The 16,145-nt window shown below is 67.5% G+C and carries 16 protein-coding genes; 9 read left to right on the top strand and 7 right to left on the bottom strand.

Annotation, left to right across the window (positions count from 1 at the left end; genetic code table 11):
* The first annotated feature begins 91 nt into the window (after positions 1-91).
* Positions 92-820: a tellurite resistance TerB family protein gene (locus tag MU449_RS02355; protein WP_244736402.1), complete on the top strand. Its 729-nt coding sequence runs from the start codon at positions 92-94 to the stop codon at positions 818-820.
* A 58-nt stretch (positions 821-878) separates the two neighbouring features.
* Complete coding sequence (locus MU449_RS02360; RefSeq protein ID WP_244736403.1) at positions 879-1,847, top strand: type I glyceraldehyde-3-phosphate dehydrogenase; 969 nt, start codon at positions 879-881, stop codon at positions 1,845-1,847.
* On the opposite strand, the gene MU449_RS02365 is transcribed toward MU449_RS02360, so the two are convergent.
* The 3 genes from MU449_RS02365 to MU449_RS02375 are packed head-to-tail and all read right to left on the bottom strand — an operon-like array spanning position 1,844 to position 4,546.
* Complete coding sequence (locus MU449_RS02365) at positions 1,844-2,629, bottom strand: metallophosphoesterase family protein (RefSeq protein ID WP_244736404.1); 786 nt, start codon at positions 2,627-2,629, stop codon at positions 1,844-1,846. The two genes, MU449_RS02360 and MU449_RS02365, sit on opposite strands and share 4 nt — an antisense overlap.
* Positions 2,626-3,543, bottom strand: coding sequence for a diacylglycerol/lipid kinase family protein (locus tag MU449_RS02370; RefSeq protein ID WP_244736405.1), 918 nt, complete (start codon positions 3,541-3,543; stop codon positions 2,626-2,628). Before MU449_RS02370 ends, MU449_RS02365 begins: the two co-directional genes overlap by 4 nt.
* 58 nt (positions 3,544-3,601) lie before the next feature.
* Positions 3,602-4,546, bottom strand: coding sequence for a zinc ABC transporter substrate-binding protein (locus MU449_RS02375; protein ID WP_342345632.1), 945 nt, complete (start codon positions 4,544-4,546; stop codon positions 3,602-3,604).
* A gap of 63 nt (positions 4,547-4,609) precedes the next feature.
* Here MU449_RS02375 and MU449_RS02380 point away from each other — a divergent pair, with 63 nt between their 5' ends.
* Genes MU449_RS02380 through MU449_RS02390 form a run of 3 tightly spaced genes read left to right on the top strand, consistent with a single transcriptional unit; the run spans position 4,610 to position 6,610 of the window.
* Positions 4,610-5,092: a Fur family transcriptional regulator gene (locus MU449_RS02380; RefSeq protein ID WP_244736406.1), complete on the top strand. Its 483-nt coding sequence runs from the start codon at positions 4,610-4,612 to the stop codon at positions 5,090-5,092.
* A complete protein-coding gene (locus MU449_RS02385) occupies positions 5,089-5,832 on the top strand; it encodes a metal ABC transporter ATP-binding protein (RefSeq protein ID WP_244736407.1) in 744 nt (247 codons plus the stop codon). Before MU449_RS02380 ends, MU449_RS02385 begins: the two co-directional genes overlap by 4 nt.
* The gene (locus tag MU449_RS02390; RefSeq protein ID WP_244736409.1) at positions 5,822-6,610 is read left to right on the top strand and encodes a metal ABC transporter permease; all 789 of its coding nucleotides are present in this window, start codon (positions 5,822-5,824) and stop codon (positions 6,608-6,610) included. Before MU449_RS02385 ends, MU449_RS02390 begins: the two co-directional genes overlap by 11 nt.
* Here MU449_RS02390 and MU449_RS02395 read toward each other — a convergent pair.
* The gene (locus MU449_RS02395) at positions 6,607-7,383 is read right to left on the bottom strand and encodes a GH25 family lysozyme (RefSeq protein WP_244736411.1); all 777 of its coding nucleotides are present in this window, start codon (positions 7,381-7,383) and stop codon (positions 6,607-6,609) included. The genes MU449_RS02390 and MU449_RS02395 overlap by 4 nt on opposite strands.
* A 109-nt stretch (positions 7,384-7,492) precedes the next feature.
* Here MU449_RS02395 and dnaE point away from each other — a divergent pair, with 109 nt between their 5' ends.
* On the top strand, positions 7,493-10,984 hold the full coding sequence (gene dnaE, locus MU449_RS02400) for a DNA polymerase III subunit alpha (protein WP_244736412.1): 3,492 nt from the start codon (positions 7,493-7,495) through the stop codon (positions 10,982-10,984).
* On the opposite strand, the gene MU449_RS02405 is transcribed toward dnaE, so the two are convergent.
* Together MU449_RS02405 and MU449_RS02410 are read right to left on the bottom strand one after the other, a co-directional pair.
* On the bottom strand, positions 10,977-12,029 hold the full coding sequence (locus MU449_RS02405) for an AbrB family transcriptional regulator (protein ID WP_244736413.1): 1,053 nt from the start codon (positions 12,027-12,029) through the stop codon (positions 10,977-10,979). The two genes, dnaE and MU449_RS02405, sit on opposite strands and share 8 nt — an antisense overlap.
* A gap of 40 nt (positions 12,030-12,069) precedes the next feature.
* Positions 12,070-12,273 carry a SlyX family protein gene (locus MU449_RS02410; RefSeq protein ID WP_244736414.1) on the bottom strand — a complete coding sequence of 68 codons (204 nt, stop codon included), beginning with the start codon at positions 12,271-12,273 and terminating at the stop codon, positions 12,070-12,072.
* Between the two features lie 76 nt (positions 12,274-12,349).
* On the opposite strand from MU449_RS02410, the gene hisS reads away from it, so the two are divergent.
* Genes hisS through hisG form a run of 3 tightly spaced genes read left to right on the top strand, consistent with a single transcriptional unit; the run spans position 12,350 to position 15,620 of the window.
* Positions 12,350-13,834, top strand: coding sequence for a histidine--tRNA ligase (hisS, locus tag MU449_RS02415; RefSeq protein WP_244736415.1), 1,485 nt, complete (start codon positions 12,350-12,352; stop codon positions 13,832-13,834).
* Positions 13,831-14,919 carry an ATP phosphoribosyltransferase regulatory subunit gene (locus tag MU449_RS02420; RefSeq protein ID WP_244736416.1) on the top strand — a complete coding sequence of 363 codons (1,089 nt, stop codon included), beginning with the start codon at positions 13,831-13,833 and terminating at the stop codon, positions 14,917-14,919. The genes hisS and MU449_RS02420 overlap by 4 nt, the downstream gene beginning before the upstream one ends.
* Entirely contained in the window at positions 14,913-15,620 is a 708-nt protein-coding gene (gene hisG, locus MU449_RS02425) for an ATP phosphoribosyltransferase (RefSeq protein WP_244736417.1), read from the top strand. Before MU449_RS02420 ends, hisG begins: the two co-directional genes overlap by 7 nt.
* Here the strand turns inward: hisG and MU449_RS02430 are convergent.
* Positions 15,617-16,030, bottom strand: coding sequence for a DUF1489 family protein (locus tag MU449_RS02430; protein WP_244736419.1), 414 nt, complete (start codon positions 16,028-16,030; stop codon positions 15,617-15,619). The two genes, hisG and MU449_RS02430, sit on opposite strands and share 4 nt — an antisense overlap.
* Positions 16,031-16,145 lie beyond the last annotated feature (115 nt).

Below are 16,145 nucleotides of genomic sequence, written 5' to 3' on the forward strand. Positions count from 1 at the left end.
TTTTTACTCGGGAATAAAAGGCGGCTTTTCGCCGCGTTGGTGATCCGGCCCATGCACCCCATATGTCGATCCACAACGTATGGAGGATCGCATGAAGGACGCAAAATCCCTGCTCGACGGGTTGGTTCGGGGTCTGGGCGGCGGCGCGTCGGGAGGCTTGGGCGGTGTGCCGGGCGGCCTGGGGCAGATGGCCGAACAGGCCAAGGGGCTGTGGGACCAGCAGGGCGGCATGACCAAGATGGCGGCGGGCGGCGGTCTGGTCGCGCTGCTTCTGGGGGGGCGCGGCACGAAGAAGATCGCCGGCACCGCGTTGAAGGTCGGCGGCGCGGCGGTGGTCGGGGCCTTGGCCATGCGCGCGTGGCAGGACTGGCAGGCCGGCAAGCAGGCCGAGATCGCGAAGGCCCCCACGCCCGCGGCGCTTCCCTCGCCCGAGGGGACGGTGTTCCTGCCGTCGGACGCGGCGGCGGCGGACGATCTGTCCACCCGTCTGGTGCAGGCGATGGTGGCGGCGGCCAAGGCCGACGGCCACATCACCGATGACGAACGCGCCCGCATCACCGAACAGCTGGGCAATATCGGGCTGGACGCCGAGGGCGAGAAGATGATCGCCGACGAACTGAACACCCCCCTGGATGTGGGCCACATCGCAGGCCTTGCCCGCACACCCGAGGAGGGGGCCGAGATCTATGCCGCCTCGCTTCTGGTGGTGGACCCGGACGCGCCGGCAGAGAAAGGATATCTGGCCATGCTGGCCGCGCGGCTGAAGCTGGATCCCGAACTGGTGAAGCATCTTCACGCGCGGGTGGCCGAACTGGCCTGACATTGCGCCCGCCGCGCCGTCGTGATTGGACTGTGACATCAGGTCACAGGAGTCGGCGATGCGGGTGTTTCTGAACGGGTTCGGGCGAATCGGGCGTTCGGTTCTGCGGGCGTGGATGAAGGGCGGCTGGCCGCAGCTTCAGATCGTGGGCATCAACGATATCGCCACGCCCGAGATGTGCGCCTATCTGTTCCAGTATGACAGCGTGTTCGGGCCATGGTCCGGCACGGTCGCGCTGGAGGGGGGGGCGCTGGTGGTGGACGGCCGCCCCCTTGCGTTGCACCGGACCGCCGATCTGTCCTCGCTGGATCTGTCGGGCGTCGACGTGGTCTTGGAATGCACGGGGCGGGCGGACAGCCCCGAGGTCGCCACGCGCGGTCTGCGGGCGGGAGCACGGCGGGTGCTGATCTCCGGCCCCTCCGCCGCCGCCGATGTGACGCTGGTTCTGGGCGCGAACGAGGATGCGTTGCGGGACGAGCATCGGATCATTTCCAACGCCTCCTGCACGACCAATGCGCTGGCCCCCCTGATGCGGCTGCTGGATGTGGAATGGGGCATCGTGACGGGCACGATGACCACGATCCACTGCTATACCGGCAGCCAGCCCACGGTGGATGCCCCGGCGGCGGATTACGCCCGGTCGCGGGCGGCGGCGCTGTCGATGGTGCCCACGACCACCTCGGCCCAGCGGCTTCTGGACATGGTGCTGCCGCATCTGGCGGGGCGGGTGCTGGGATCGGCGGTGCGGGTGCCGGTGGCGTCGGTGTCGGCGGTGGATCTGGCGGTGATGACCGACCGTCCCGCCAAGGCGGAGGCGGTGAACGCGGCGTTCCGGGCGGCGGGGGGCGTCATCGGCGCGGTGGATGGCCCGCTGGTCAGCACGGACCTTCGCGCGCGGCCCGAAAGCGTGATCATGGCCTGCCCCGAAACCCGCGTGACCACGGGCGGAATGCTGCGGGTCTTCGGCTGGTATGACAACGAATGGGGCTTTTCCAACCGGATGCTGGACATGGCGGCGCGGCTTTAGTCCCGCAGCCATCCTTCCGGCGACCGCCGGAACCGTTGCGATGCGATTTCGTCGAACACCGCATCCGCACCCGCCGAAATGGCGGTGACGGCAATTTCCGCCCGGCTGACATCCAGCACGTTGAAACTGTTTTCCTGGTTGCGCAGCCGATCGGACAGGCCCGTTCCCGCCTGCACGAACAAAAGGCCCGGCGCGGTGGTGAAGGGCCCGATATGCGTTGTGTGAATGTGCCCGCACAGCACCACATCCGCCCCGCAGTCCGACAGCGCCTTCAGCGCCTTGGCCGATCCGCGCATCAGCTTCTTGTCCGTCCCTTCCAGATGTTCCAGCGGGTGATGCACCACGACCACCCGCGCGCGGTCGCCCGCGTCGGCAAAGGCGCGGCACACCCGGGTGCGGGTCCGTTCGGAAAAGCGCCCCGACTGATGGGCGAAGCGGTTGACGGTGTTGACGCCGACGACGACCATGCGGTCATCTTCGTGCGTCGGTTCCAGATTGGCGTCGATATGGGTGCGATACCGGTGCCACGGCCACAGCATTCGCACGAACAGATTGTCCAGCGGCGTGTCGTGGTTGCCGGGCACCGCCAGCACCTTCGCCTCGATCCGGTCGATGAAGGCGCGGGCGGCCTGGAACTGCGACACCCGCGCGCGCTGGGTGAAATCGCCGGAAATCACGCACAGGTCGGGTTTCAGCGCGTTGGTCCGCTCCAGCAGCGGTTCCAGCAGCGCGGGGGAGGTCCGGCCGAAATGCAGGTCGGACAGATGGACGATACGCTTCATGCCGTGACCACGCGGTCGGCCTTGCGCGGGATGATGATCGACAGGGCGTCGGGTTCGATGGCAAATTCCAGCGGGGTCGGCATACGGGATTTCTCGCCGTCATAGGCGACCAGAAGCTTGCCGCCGTTCGTGTCGATGCTGATGGCGCGGGTGTGGATCAGGTCGATGTCGCGGCCCAGCTTCACCGTGCCCATGCACAGCCGCCACGTCGTCTTGATCAACGCCCATTTCCCCTCGGCATGGGAAATGAAAAGGACGAGGTCGTCGTTGCTGATCTCCTCCATCCCCGGCAGCCCGAAGCGTTCCAGCTGATAGGCGGAGCGGGCGACGAAGACCAGCGGCGTGCGGACCGTGCGCGTTCCCTCATCGGTGATCAGCGTCATGGTCCAGGGCTTGCGATAGCGCAGGAAGGTTTTCAGCACCGACCAGTGGGCGGCGATGCGCCAGCGGCCCCAGCGTTTATAGACCGTTTCGCGTTGTTTCAGGATCGCGGGATAAATGCCGATGCTGGCGTTGTTCAGAAACACCTGCCCGTTCACCGTGCCCACGGCGATGCGATGCGGATCCCCGTTCAGAATGGCGCGGGCGGCGGGTTCGGGCTCTTGCGGAAACTCCAACCCCCGGGCGAAATAGTTGAAGGTGCCAAGGGGCAGAACGCCCAGCGCGGCGTCCGACCCCTTCATGGCATTGGCCACGCCCATCACGGTTCCGTCGCCCCCCGCCGCCACGATGGTGGTGAACCCGTCGTCCAGCGCCTGCCGCACGGTGTCCGCCAGATCCTGACCCGGTTGCCAGCGGCGCAGGGTGGCGCCACCGAACACGGCCATGGCGGCGTCGATGGCTTCGGCGTCGCGGGTGTTGCGACCCGATCCGGGGTTGGCGATCACGCAGATCGAGGCGGGGTCGATGGGCATGGGGGTCCTCGCAAGGGTTACGAGGACGAACGCGGCCCGCGCCGTTCGGTTTCCTGTCTTATTCGTTCAGACACGCGGCCAGCGTGTCCGCCAGCCCGGTCATCAGGTCGGCATAAAGCTCCGGCCCTTCGGTCAGCGTTCCGCCCTCTGGGTCCAGCGCGCCGCCCAGACGCACACCGGCATCCGCCGCCATCTGTTCGGCCAGTTTGGGATCGTGCAGGCGTTCGGGGAAGATGCAGGTGGCGGGACCTGCCGCCGCCCGGATATCCCGCAACCGCGCGGCCGAGGGGGAGGAGGCGTCGCCTTCGGTGATCGCGCCCGCCACGGTCAGGTCATACCGGTCGGCCAGATAGCCATAGGCGTCGTGGAAGACGACGAAGGGTTTGCCCTGCACGGTGTCGAACGTCGCCTCCAGATCGGTGTCCAGTGCGGTGATCCGGTCGCGCGCCGCCTCGGCATTGGCACGATAGGTGTCGGCATTGTCGGGATCTGCCTCGGCCAGACGTGCGGCGATGGCATCAAGCCAGACGGCGGCGTTGTCGGGGTTCAGCCAGGCATGGGGGTCGAGGCCGTCATGGGAATGGCCGTGATCGTGATCGTGGTCGCCGTGGTCATGCCCCTCGTGGTCGTGATCGTGCCCCTCATGGTCATGGTCATGGTCATGGTCATGGTCATCGGCATAGGCGCGGGTGGTCAGCCCGTCCACATGCAGCAAGGCCAGATCGTCGCCCGTTTCCACATTGGTCAGGGTGGTGTTCAGCCACGGCGTCATCTCCGGCCCCACCCAGAAGATCACATCGGCCTGTTGCAGGCTACGGACTTGGCTGGGGCGCAGCTGGAAATGGTGCGGATCGGTGCCGGGGGGCAGAAGGACCGGCGGCGTTTCACCCAGCACCTGCGCCACCAGCGATTGCACGGGGGCGATATCGGTCACCACTTTCACATCGGCCAGCGCGGGGGTGGCAAGTGTCGCCAACAGCAACGATATTGTATAACGCATCATTCGACCTTTCCAGAATACGGGGCAGGTCTTATATGTGATACTATAACAGGTCAAGAGGACGCCATGCCGGACCCGCTTGCTTTCGCCCGCCACGACCACGCCCATTGCGCCCATGGGGCGATGGCCCATGCCGAGGATCTGGCCAAACGCGAGGGGCTGCGCCTGACACCCGTGCGCCGCCGCGTGCTGGAGATCCTGCTGGAGGATCACCGCGCGCTGGGGGCTTATGACGTGCTGCAACGGCTGGCGGCGGAGGGGTTCGGCAATCAGCCGCCCGTTGCCTATCGTGCGCTGGAATTCCTGGTGGAGCATGGGCTGGCCCACCGCATTCAGCGTCTGAACGCCTTTACCGCCTGCGCCCATCCGGGCGAAGCCCATGCCCCGGTCTTTCTGATCTGCCGCAGTTGCAACACGGTGGCGGAGGCGGCGGGCGATGCGATCCGCGCCGCGCTGGAACGCGGGGCGGGCGATCTGGGCTTCACGGTGGAGCGCAGCAACATCGAGGCGCTGGGCCTTTGCGCCCCCTGCCGGACGGCCGGGGCATGACGCTGATCGCCGCCGAACACCTGTGGGTGCGGCTGGGCAACCAGCCGGTGCTGGAAGATGTCAGCCTGTCCCTCGAGGCGGGAGAGATCGTGACCATCGTCGGCCCGAACGGGTCGGGGAAATCGACGCTGCTGCGCACCATCCTTGGCGCGGTGCGCCCCGACCGGGGGCGTGTGCGGCGGCAGGCGGGGCTTCGTGTCGGCTATGTCCCGCAGAAGCTGGCGCTGGACCCGACCCTGCCGATGCCGGTGGGGCGCTTCCTGTCCTTGCCCCGCCGCCATGTCGCGGCAAGGGTGACCGAGGCCCTGGCCCGCGTCGATCTGCCGGGGGTGGAGGCGCGCCCGCTGGCCGGTCTGTCGGGCGGGCAGATGCAGCGCGTCCTCCTGGCCCGCGCCCTGCTGGAGGAACCGCAGGCCATCCTGCTGGACGAACCGACCCAAGGTCTCGATCAGCCGGGCGAGGCCGCCTTCTATCGCCTGCTGGAGGAGGTGCGCCGCACCACGGGTGCCGCCGTCCTGATGGTCAGCCACGATCTGCATGTCGTCATGGCGGCGTCCGACCGCGTCATCTGCCTCAACCGACATGTGTGCTGCGAGGGGGCGCCCGCCATGGTGTCGAACGCGCCGGAATACCGCGCGCTGTTCGGGCTGGGGACCCAAGGGGCGCTGGCGCTTTATCGTCACGACCACGACCACACGCACGATCATTGCGACCATGAGGGGCACAGCCATGCTGGATGATTTCCTGATCCGCGCGGGGCTCGCCGGTGTGGGCGTGGCGGGGGCGACGGGGCCTTTGGGCGTCTTCGTCGTCTGGCGGCGCATGGCCTATTTCGGGGATGCGACGGCCCATGCGGCGATTCTGGGCGTGGCACTGGCGCTGGCGGTGGATCTGCCGATCGCGACGGGCACGCTCTTGGTGGCGGGGGCGATGGCGCTGACGGTGGCCGGGCTGACCGGGCGCGGCTGGGCGGCGGATACCGTGCTGGGCGTCGCGGCGCATGGCGCGCTGGCCGTGGGGCTGGTCGCGATCAGCTTCGTCCAAGGGGTGCGGCTGGACCTTCAAAGCTATCTTTTCGGCGACATCCTGGCGGTGTCGCGCGGGGATATCGCCTTTGTCTGGGGCGGGGCGCTGGTGGTGGCGGGGCTGATCGCGTGGCGGTGGAACCGGCTGCTTCTCTCCACCGTCAACACCGATCTGGCGCAGGCCGCGGGCATCCGGCCGGGGCGGGAGGCGTTGGTCCTGACGATCGCGTTGGCGCTGGTCGTGGCCCTGTCGCTGAAGATCGTGGGGGCGCTTTTGATTTCGGCCCTGCTGATCATTCCGGCGGCGGCGGCCCGCCCCTTGGCGCGGTCCCCCGAACAGATGGTGGCGGGGGCGACGGCCATCGGGGCGGTGTCGGCGCTGGGGGGCCTGTGGGCCTCGGCCCATTGGGACACGCCGGCGGGCCCGTCCATCGTCAGCGCGGCGGTGGCGATCTTTGCGCTGACGGTGGTGGCGGGGCGTCTTCGCCGTTAACGGATCCGGCGGGTGTTGAGCCAGCTGGCCCATTCCTGTTCGGATCCGCGGAAGGCGTTGATGTCCACCCGCCCCTCGATCCCCGGAATAAGGCCGGTGCCGGTGTATTGCCAGAAATGCCAGTCGCGGCCCGGATGCACCTCGGACGGGTGGCCCGCCGTGGCGCGCAGCCAGAATTCCGCCGGCACCAGCCACATCGCGTTGTCCCGGAAGAAGTCGACCGTGGAATAGACGACGGGCCGCTGGCCATAGTGATTCTGAAGGATGTTCAGGAAGACCCCGGCCTGGCGCCGCACCTCCTCGGGGTTCGGGCGGATGCGGCAGGTGCGCGAGGTGGGGGTCCATTCCATGTCCAGAACGGGCGGCAGGTCGCCCCGGTGGCGCGGATGGTTGGCGATGAACCACGCCGCCTGTTCCTCGGGCGTGCGGCAGAAGTAATAGTAGTGATAGGCGCTGACCGGCACGCCCGCCGCCCGCGCGGCGTTGCGGTGCGTGGTATAAAGCGGATCGACGTAATCCCCGCCTTCCGTGGCCTTCACGAAGGCGAAGCGCACGCCATAGGCGCTGGCCTGCTGCCAATCGATCGAGGTCTGATACCGCGCCACGTCGATCCCGTGCACCGGATAGGCCGAGGGCACGTTCCGCCCCGTCCATGTGTGGGGCACCGCATCGCCGAAGGTGTTGGGGATGCCGCGCACCGCTTCGGGTTCCCGCCCGCCACAGGCGGCAAGGAAGGTGACGAACAGCAGGCAGAGGATGTGGGTGGGGCGCATGGGGGTCCTGTTTCGAATCGTTGGCCCTTTGTGGCGGGAAATGCCGCGCGGGTCATCACTTTGACATGCGGCCCTTTCGCGCGGGGGCCCGGTGACGTAAATTGGCCGCATGTCACATCCCGTCCGCTTCCTGCATCTGCGCGTCCACACCGAACATTCCCTTCTGGAAGGGGCGGTGCCGGTCAAATCCCTGGTCAAACTGTGCGCGGCGGCGGATATGCCCGCCGTGGCGGTGACGGACACGAACAACATGTTCGCCGCGCTGGAATTTTCCGTCACGGCCAGCGGCGCGGGCGTGCAGCCCATCATCGGCTGTCAGGTGGCGCTGGATTACGACCCCGCCCGTCCGGGGGAAAAGCCGCGCCTGCCTGCGGGCCTTGTCCTGCTGGCGCAGGACGAGGCGGGGTATATGAACCTGATGAAGCTGTCCTCCTGCCTTTACCTCGACAAGGGGGGGCAGTTGCCGCAGGTCACGCTGGACCAGCTTGAGGCGCATGGCGCAGGGTTGATCTGCCTGACGGGCGGGCCGGACGGGCCGGTGGGGCGGCTTCTGGCGGGCGGGCAGCGGCCCAAGGCCGAAGCGCTGATGCAGCGGCTGGCCGCGATCTATGGCGACCGGCTTTACGTTGAACTTCAGCGCCATCCGGGCGAGGGGGGGCGCCTGCCCGAGGCCGAGGCCCTGTCCGAACGCGGTTTCATCGAGATGGCCTATGCCATGAACCTGCCGCTGGTCGCCACGAACGACGTCTATTTCCCCAAGGCCGAGATGTATGAGGCGCATGATGCCCTGATCTGCATCGGCGAGGGGGCCTATGTCGATCAGCAGCAGCCCCGCCGCCGCCTGACGCCGCAGCATTACTTCAAGTCCGAAGCCGAGATGTGCGCCCTGTTCGCCGATCTGCCCGAGGCGCTGGAGAACACGGTGGAGATCGCCCGCCGCTGCGCCTTCAAGGCGGTGAAGCGCAACCCGATCCTGCCCCGCTTTGCCGAGGACGAGGTGGAGGAGCTGCGCCGTCAGGCCCGCGAGGGGCTGGACCGGCGGCTGGCCGTCATCCCCCACGCGGCCCCGGTGGAAGATTACCGCAAGCGGCTGGATTTCGAACTGGGCATCATCGAGCGGATGGGCTTTCCCGGCTATTTCCTGATCGTGGCCGATTTCATCAAATGGGCCAAGGATCACGACATTCCGGTGGGGCCGGGTCGGGGGTCGGGGGCCGGCAGTCTCGTCGCCTATGCGCTGACGATCACCGATCTCGATCCGCTGCGCTATGCCCTTCTGTTCGAACGGTTCCTCAACCCCGAACGGGTGTCGATGCCGGATTTCGACATCGACTTCTGCATGGACCGGCGGGAGGAGGTGATCCGCTATGTCCAGGGGAAATACGGGCGCGAGAAGGTGGGCCAGATCATCACCTTCGGCGCGCTGTTGTCCAAGGCCGCCGTGCGCGACGTGGGGCGGGTCTTGCAGATGTCCTATGGTCAGGTGGACCGGCTGTCGAAGCTGATCCCGGTCGAAGGGGTGAAGCCCGTGTCGATCGCCAAGGCGCTGGCGGATGAGCCGCGCCTGCGCGAGGCCGCGCGGGAGGAGGTGGTGAAGCGCCTTCTGGATTACGGCCAGAAGATCGAGGGGCTGCTGCGCAACGCCTCCACCCACGCCGCGGGTGTGGTGATCGGGGATCGTCCGCTGGATGAACTGGTGCCGCTTTATCAGGACCCGCGCTCGGACATGCCCGCGACGCAGTTCAACATGAAATGGGTGGAGGCGGCGGGGCTGGTGAAGTTCGACTTCCTCGGCCTCAAGACGCTGACGGTGATCCAGAACGCCATCGACCTGATCCGGGAGGGCGGGCGCGACCTGCACACGGGCGCCGACGGGCGCGCGCTCTATGTGCCCGAACCGGGGACGGAGAACGACATCGGGCATATCCCGCTGGACGACAAGCCGACCTATGATCTTTATTCCTCGGCCAAGACGGTCGCGGTGTTCCAGGTGGAATCCAGCGGCATGATGGACGCGCTGCGCCGCATGAAGCCCACCTGCATCGAGGATATCGTGGCGCTGGTCGCCCTTTACCGGCCCGGCCCGATGGAGAACATCCCGACCTATTGCGAGGTGAAGAACGGCGTCCGCGATCTGGAATCCATCCACCCGACCATCGATTTCATCCTGGCCGAAACGCAGGGCATCATCGTCTATCAGGAACAGGTGATGCAGATCGCGCAGGTCATGGCGGGCTATTCGCTGGGCGGGGCCGACCTTCTGCGCCGCGCGATGGGCAAGAAGATCGCCGAGGAGATGGCCAAGGAGCGCCCCAAATTCATCAAGGGCGCGGCGGAAACCCACAACATCGACGCGAAGAAGGCGGGCGAGGTCTTCGACCTTCTGGAGAAGTTCGCCAATTACGGCTTCAACAAATCCCACGCCGCCGCCTATGCCGTCGTCAGCTATCAGACGGGCTGGCTGAAGGCGAACCATCCGGTGGAGTTCATGGCCGGCGTCATGAACTGCGATATCGACCTGACGGACAAGCTCGCGATCTACAAGCGCGAGGTGGACAAGCTGGGGATCGAGACGGTGCCGCCTTGCGTCAACCGCAGCCAGGCGACGTTCAGCGTGAAGGGCGGCAAGCTGGTTTACGGCCTTGGCGCGCTGAAGAACGTGGGCGTGGAGGCGATGCGGATGATCGTCGCCGGGCGCGGCGATGCGCCCTTCGTCAGCCTGTTCGACATGGCCCGCCGCGTGGACCTGAAACGCGTGGGCAAGCGCCCTATGGAGATGCTGGCGCGGGCGGGGGCATTCGATGTGCTGGACGGCAACCGTGCGCGGGTGTTCGACGGGCTGGAGGCGCTGGTCGCCTATTCCGCGATGGTGCACGACCAGCGCGGCTCGGCGCAGGTGTCGTTGTTCGGCGAAGGGGGGGACGACCTGCCCGAACCGCGCATCATCAACCGCGACGACTGGCTGCCGGTGGAGCGATTGACCGAGGAGCATCAGGCGATCGGCTTCTATCTGTCGGGCCATCCCCTGGACGATTACATGGCCCCCCTGCGCCGCCGGAACGTGATGACGCTGACCGAATTGACGGCAGCGGCAGAGCAGGGGCCGAAGGTGGCCAAGCTTGCGGGATCGGTGTCGTCGAAGCAGGAACGCAAATCCGCCAAGGGCAACCGTTTCGCCTTCGTGCAGCTGTCCGACCCGACGGGATTGTATGAGGTGACGGTGTTTTCCGACACGCTGGAACAGGCGCGCGACCTGCTGGAGCCGGGGAGCAACGTCGTCCTGACGGTGGAGGCGCAGTTGGAGGGCGACACGCTGAAACTGCTGGCCCGCGCGGCGCAGCCCATCGATTCGGTGGCGGCGGAAGGCGGCGGCGGCGGGGTCCGCATCCATCTGGAGAAGGCGGAGGCGGCGGCCTCGGTCGCGGCGCTGTTCGGCCGGGTGGCGGGGGGGCGGGCGCAGTCCAAGGTCCAGTTCTGCATTACCGACCCGCAGGGGCGCGAGGTGTGGGTGGAGCTGCCCCAGCCCTATGCCGTGACGCCGCAGGTGAAGGGGGCGATCAAGGCCATCCAAGGCGTCGTCATGGTGGAGGATTTCACGTGAAGTGACGGGCGAACATGCGCGCCAGCGTCACGCCCAGCACGATCCGCACGACGTGATGCACCGTCACGAACACCACGCTCAGCTGGATGGACAGGGCGATCAGGCTCATCTCGGCCACGCCGCCGGGGGCGAAGGCCAGAAAGATCGCCGCCACCGGCTGCCCCGTCGCGCCCGACAGCGCCAGCCCGAACAGGGCCGCGATGCCAAGGCCCATCGCGACGTTCAGCACCGTCACCTTCGCCGCCAGCCCGATATGCCCCATCGGCAGCCCCGCGAACCGCGCGCCCAGAAGGCTGCCCACCACCACCTGCGCCACGCTGACGGCCCAGGCGGGCGGAATGGCATCCGTCAGCCCCAGCGCGTGGACCAGCGCCGACATCAGAAGCGGGCCGGTCATGGGGGCGGCCGGAAACCGCAGGCGCAGCGCGATCCACAACCCCGACGCCGCCGCGGCAAACAGAATGCCCACGTCGATCAGGCCCAGCGTCCCGTGGCTTTCCATCCGCAGAACGGGGCTGACATGCGTTTCGGTCAGCAGGGAAAAGGCGATGGGCACGAACAGGATCGTCAGGATTAGGCGCAGGAATTGCAGCAGGATCAGAAGCTTGACATCCGCCCCCGCCTCCTCGCCCAACATGACGCATTCCATCAGGCCCCCCGGCACCGCCCCGTAATAGGCGGTGGGCCGGTCGATGCCGAACCGCGAATAGAAGAGGTATCCCAACCCGTGAACCAGCGGAATGTAAAGGACCAGCGCCAGCAGGCTGGGCCACCATTCCAGCATCTGGCTCGCCACTTCGGGGGTGAAATTGCCGCCGATCGCCAGACCGACGATGGGGATGATGAAGGTCCGCAGCGTTTGCGGCACCTGCATCCGGTGCCCGAAGGGACGCCAGCCGAAGGCCGCCACGCCCCCCACCGCCAGCAGCGATCCGATCAGCAGCGCGATGGGCAGGCCCAGCGCCACGCCGATGCCCCCGCCCACCCCGCCGATCACCAGCGTGAGGACTGTCGCGGGCCAATCGATCCGGGTCAGGAACTGCATCCCCCTATTCACCACCGGGGCGCGGGGTTGGCAAGGGCCCTCACCAATGCGGCGGGCGCTGATCGGCCAGGGGGATCGTGCCGCCCGCGCCGCCCTCCTGCGCCTCACGCTCGGCCTCGCGTTCCAGCAAAAGGCCCACGCGGCGGGTCAGGCGGTCGATCTCGCGCGCCTGGGCGGTCACGACATCCGACAAATCCTCGACCATGCGGGTCAGATGGGCGATCTGTTCTTCGATATGGTCCAATGTTCCTTGGCGCGGCTTGTCGCCCGCGCCCCCTTCCGTTAAGCGTCTTGCGCACAGAATAGCGAAGGGTCCGCGCATGGCCAAGGACAAGTCCCCCCGTCGCCCCAAGGCCGAACCGCCGAAGGGTTTCCGCGATTATTTCGGCGCGGACGTGACCGAACGCAAGGATATGCTCCACGCCATTGCCGAGGTGTATCACCGCTATGGCTTCGACCCGCTGGAAACCAGCGCGGTGGAGACGGTGGAGGCGCTGGGCAAGTTCCTTCCCGACGTGGACCGCCCGAACGAGGGCGTCTTCGGCTGGCAGGACGAGGATGAGCAGTGGCTGGCGCTGCGTTACGATCTGACCGCACCTCTGGCCCGCGTGGCGGCGCAGTTCCGCAACGATCTGCCCAGCCCCTACCGCCGTTATGCGATGGGGCCGGTCTGGCGCAACGAAAAGCCGGGGCCGGGGCGCTTTCGCCAATTCTATCAATGCGACGCCGACACGGTGGGCGCGCCTTCGGTCGCGGCGGATGCCGAGATCTGCGCCATGCTGTCGGACGCGCTGGAGGTCGTGGGAATCCCGCGCGGCGATTACATCGTGCGGGTCAACAACCGCAAGGTTCTGAACGGCGTGATGCAGGCGGCGGGCATCTTCGACCCCGCCGATCCCGCGCGGTTCGAGGGGGAACGGGGCATCGTGCTGCGCGCCATCGACAAGCTGGACCGGCTGGGCGAGGACGGGGTCCGCGCGCTTCTGGGCGCGGGGCGCAAGGACGCCTCGGGCGATTACACCAGCGGGGCCGGTCTGGCCGAGGAGCAGGCGGAGATCGTCATGGGCTTCATGGCGGCCAAGCGCGCCACGGGGGCGGCCACGGCGGCGCGGTTGCGCGAACTGGTCGGCACCTCGCCCATCGGGTTGGAAGGGGTGCAGGAGCTGGAGACGATCGCCGAGATCCTTGACCGGCAGGGCTATGCCTCGGACCGGATCGAGGTGGACCCCTCGGTCGTGCGGGGCCTGGGTTACTACACCGGGCCCGTGTTCGAGGCGGAGCTGACCTTCGAGATTCTGGACGAGAAGGGCCAAAAGCGCCAGTTCGGCAGCGTGTCCGGCGGCGGGCGCTATGACGATCTGGTCAAGCGCTTCACCGGGCAGGCGGTGCCGGCCACGGGCGTCTCCATCGGGGTGGATCGGCTTCTGGCGGCCCTGCGCGCCAAGGGGCGCATGGGCGAACAGGCGGCGGGTCCGGTCATCGTGACCGTCATGGACCGCGACCGGATGGGCGACTACATGGCGATGGCCGCCGATCTGCGCAACGCGGGCGTGCGGGCCGAGGTTTATCTGGGCAACCCCAAGAACTTCGGCAACCAGTTGAAATACGCCGACAAGCGCGCATCCCCCGTGGCGGTGATCCAGGGCGGGGATGAGGCGGGCAAGGGCACCGTCATCCTCAAGGACCTGATCCTTGGCGCGAAGATCGCCGAAGGGGCCAGCCTTGAGGAATGGAAGGCCCGCCCCGCGCAGGTGGAAATTCCGCGCGGCGATCTGGTGGCCGAAGTGCGGAAGATGCTGTCATGACCAAGGCCGAGGTGCGGGCCGAGGCGGAACGTCTGTTCGCGGCCTTTCTGTCGGCGGGGGCCGAGGCGGTGGAGGCGGACATCCTGCTGCCCGCCGACACCCTGCTGGACCTGTATGGCGAAGACATCCGCGCCCGCGCCTATGTCACCCAGGACCCCCTGCGGGGCGAGATGATGTTGCGCCCCGATTTCACCGTGCCGGTGGTGCAGGCGCATATGGCGCATGGGGCGGACCCCGCGCGTTATGCCTATATGGGCGAGGTGTTCCGCAAGCAGGATCACCTGCTGCCCCGCGCCTCGGAATACCTTCAGGTCGGGTTCGAGGTGTTCGACCGCACCGCACCCGAACAGGCGGATGCCGAAGTATTCGCGCTGCTTGCGAACCTTCTGTCCCCCCTGAACCTGCGCCCGGCCACGGGGGACATGGCGATCCTGCTGGCCGCGATCCGGGGGCTGGAGACGACGCCCACCCGCATCAGCGCGCTGCTGCGTCATGTCTGGCGGCCGAAGCGGTTCCGGCATCTTCTGGACCGTTATGCCGGGCGCATCGGCCCCCATCCGGCCCGTATCCGCCTGCTGAAGGCGCTGGAGGCGGGCAAGCTGCCCAAGGTCGGCCCGCATATCGGCCTGCGGTCCGCGCAGGAGATCGCGGCCCGCATCCACGCGCTGGCCGACGACGCCGACACCGCCCCCATTCCGGCCAAGCAGGTGGGATTGCTGGAGGATCTGATGACCCTGTCCGCGCCCGCGCCCGCGGCGTTGGAGCGGCTGCGCGATCTGGCGGTCGATCTGCCCCATATCACCGACGCGGTGGAGGTTCTGGCCGCTCGGCTGTCCGCGCTGCGGGCGCGGGGCATCGACACCGACCGCCTGCCGTTCGAAACGGGGCATGGCCGCGTGGCGCTGGAATATTACGATGGCTTCGTCTTCAGCTTCCACGCCGCCGATCCCGCGCTGCCGCCGGTGGCGAATGGCGGGCGTTATGACGCGCTGACCCGCGTGTTGGGGCAGGGGCGGTCCATTCCGGCCGTGGGGGGCGTGGTGCGCCCGCATCTTGTGGCCGGGCTGGGGGGTCTGTCATGCTGAAAGTGGGGGTGCCGTCCAAGGGGCGGCTGATGGAAAAAACCTTCGACTGGTTCGGGGCGCGCGGGGTCACCATGCGCCGCACGGGCAACGAACGGGAATATTCCGGCGCGGTGGATGGGGTGGACGGGGTGCAGCTCGTGCTTTTGTCCGCCGGAGAGATTCCGCGCGAACTGGCGGCGGGGCGTGTGCATCTGGGCGTCACGGGGTCGGACCTTGTGCGCGACAAGCTGGCCGATTGGGCGATGCAGGCGGTGCAGGTGGCCCCGTTGGGCTTCGGTCACGCGGACCTGATCCTCGCGGTGCCGACATCCTGGGTGGATGTGGACACGCTGGACGATCTGGACGCCGCCGCTTCCGCCTTTCGCCGCACCCACGGCTTCCGGCTGCGGATCGCCACGAAATACCACCGCCTCGTGCGCGATTTCCTGACCGAGAACGGGGTTGCGGATTATCAGCTGGTGGACAGCCAGGGGGCGACCGAGGGCACGGTGCGCAACCTGACGGCCGAGGCGATCGCCGACATCACCTCCACCGGCGAGACGCTGCGCGCGAACCACCTGAAGATCCTTGAGGATGCGGTCGTGCACAAATCGCAGGCGACGCTGTTCGCCGCGCGCAACGCCGATTGGGGCCTTGCGATGGACCCGATGCGGACGTTGATGGCGCGGCTGAACCTGCCCATGCCGGATTTGGGCCGTTAACGCAGCCCCATATCCGCCAGCGCGCGCGCGAGCGCGGGAGGCAACGGCTCTTCCCGCGCGCGGCCCTGCGGCAGGTCGGCGGGGGCGTCCTTTGGGTCCAGATAGCGCCAGCCCTGAAACGCGCGGCGCGGCTGCACTTGGGTCCGCACCACCTCCGGGTCGAGGATCAGGGCGCATCGCTCGATCCCGTCCTCGCCGCGCACGGCCTCCATCGCGGTGATACGCTGGCGGGCCAGAACCAGCCCCTTGAAGATCCAGTAGATCGATCCGCCCGCCAGCACCTCCGCCTCGCGCTTGGGCCACATGCGGGTGATATGGCGGGGGGCGCCCTGCCAATGGGTGGCCTGACGATGGATCAGATCCTCGACCTTTTCGGCCCCGACGCACAATTTCAGAAGATGCAGGCTCATGCCGTATCAGATAGGGCGGGACGGCGTCCGCGTCCATCCGCCGCAACACCGCCTTTGGACAAAGGCGCATGTTTCTTGCGGGGACGATTGTATTTCTCACGTTTCATTGATAATC

Origin of the sequence: Falsirhodobacter halotolerans, assembly GCF_022899245.1 — a bacterium.
Taxonomy (GTDB): Bacteria; Pseudomonadota; Alphaproteobacteria; order Rhodobacterales; family Rhodobacteraceae; genus Falsirhodobacter; species Falsirhodobacter halotolerans.

Bases quoted from the DNA above. Each gene is read 5' to 3' on its own strand.
- MU449_RS02355 (WP_244736402.1), top strand. From the start codon at position 92: ATGAAGGACGCAAAATCCCTGCTCGACGGGTTGGTTCGGGGTCTGGGC.
- MU449_RS02360 (WP_244736403.1), top strand. From the start codon at position 879: ATGCGGGTGTTTCTGAACGGGTTCGGGCGAATCGGGCGTTCGGTTCTG.
- MU449_RS02365 (WP_244736404.1), bottom strand. From the start codon at position 2,629: ATGAAGCGTATCGTCCATCTGTCCGACCTGCATTTCGGCCGGACCTCC.
- MU449_RS02370 (WP_244736405.1), bottom strand. From the start codon at position 3,543: ATGCCCATCGACCCCGCCTCGATCTGCGTGATCGCCAACCCCGGATCG.
- MU449_RS02375 (WP_342345632.1), bottom strand. From the start codon at position 4,546: ATGATGCGTTATACAATATCGTTGCTGTTGGCGACACTTGCCACCCCC.
- MU449_RS02380 (WP_244736406.1), top strand. From the start codon at position 4,610: ATGCCGGACCCGCTTGCTTTCGCCCGCCACGACCACGCCCATTGCGCC.
- MU449_RS02385 (WP_244736407.1), top strand. From the start codon at position 5,089: ATGACGCTGATCGCCGCCGAACACCTGTGGGTGCGGCTGGGCAACCAG.
- MU449_RS02390 (WP_244736409.1), top strand. From the start codon at position 5,822: ATGCTGGATGATTTCCTGATCCGCGCGGGGCTCGCCGGTGTGGGCGTG.
- MU449_RS02395 (WP_244736411.1), bottom strand. From the start codon at position 7,383: ATGCGCCCCACCCACATCCTCTGCCTGCTGTTCGTCACCTTCCTTGCC.
- dnaE (WP_244736412.1), top strand. From the start codon at position 7,493: ATGTCACATCCCGTCCGCTTCCTGCATCTGCGCGTCCACACCGAACAT.
- MU449_RS02405 (WP_244736413.1), bottom strand. From the start codon at position 12,029: ATGCAGTTCCTGACCCGGATCGATTGGCCCGCGACAGTCCTCACGCTG.
- hisS (WP_244736415.1), top strand. From the start codon at position 12,350: ATGGCCAAGGACAAGTCCCCCCGTCGCCCCAAGGCCGAACCGCCGAAG.
- MU449_RS02420 (WP_244736416.1), top strand. From the start codon at position 13,831: ATGACCAAGGCCGAGGTGCGGGCCGAGGCGGAACGTCTGTTCGCGGCC.
- hisG (WP_244736417.1), top strand. From the start codon at position 14,913: ATGCTGAAAGTGGGGGTGCCGTCCAAGGGGCGGCTGATGGAAAAAACC.
- MU449_RS02430 (WP_244736419.1), bottom strand. From the start codon at position 16,030: ATGAGCCTGCATCTTCTGAAATTGTGCGTCGGGGCCGAAAAGGTCGAG.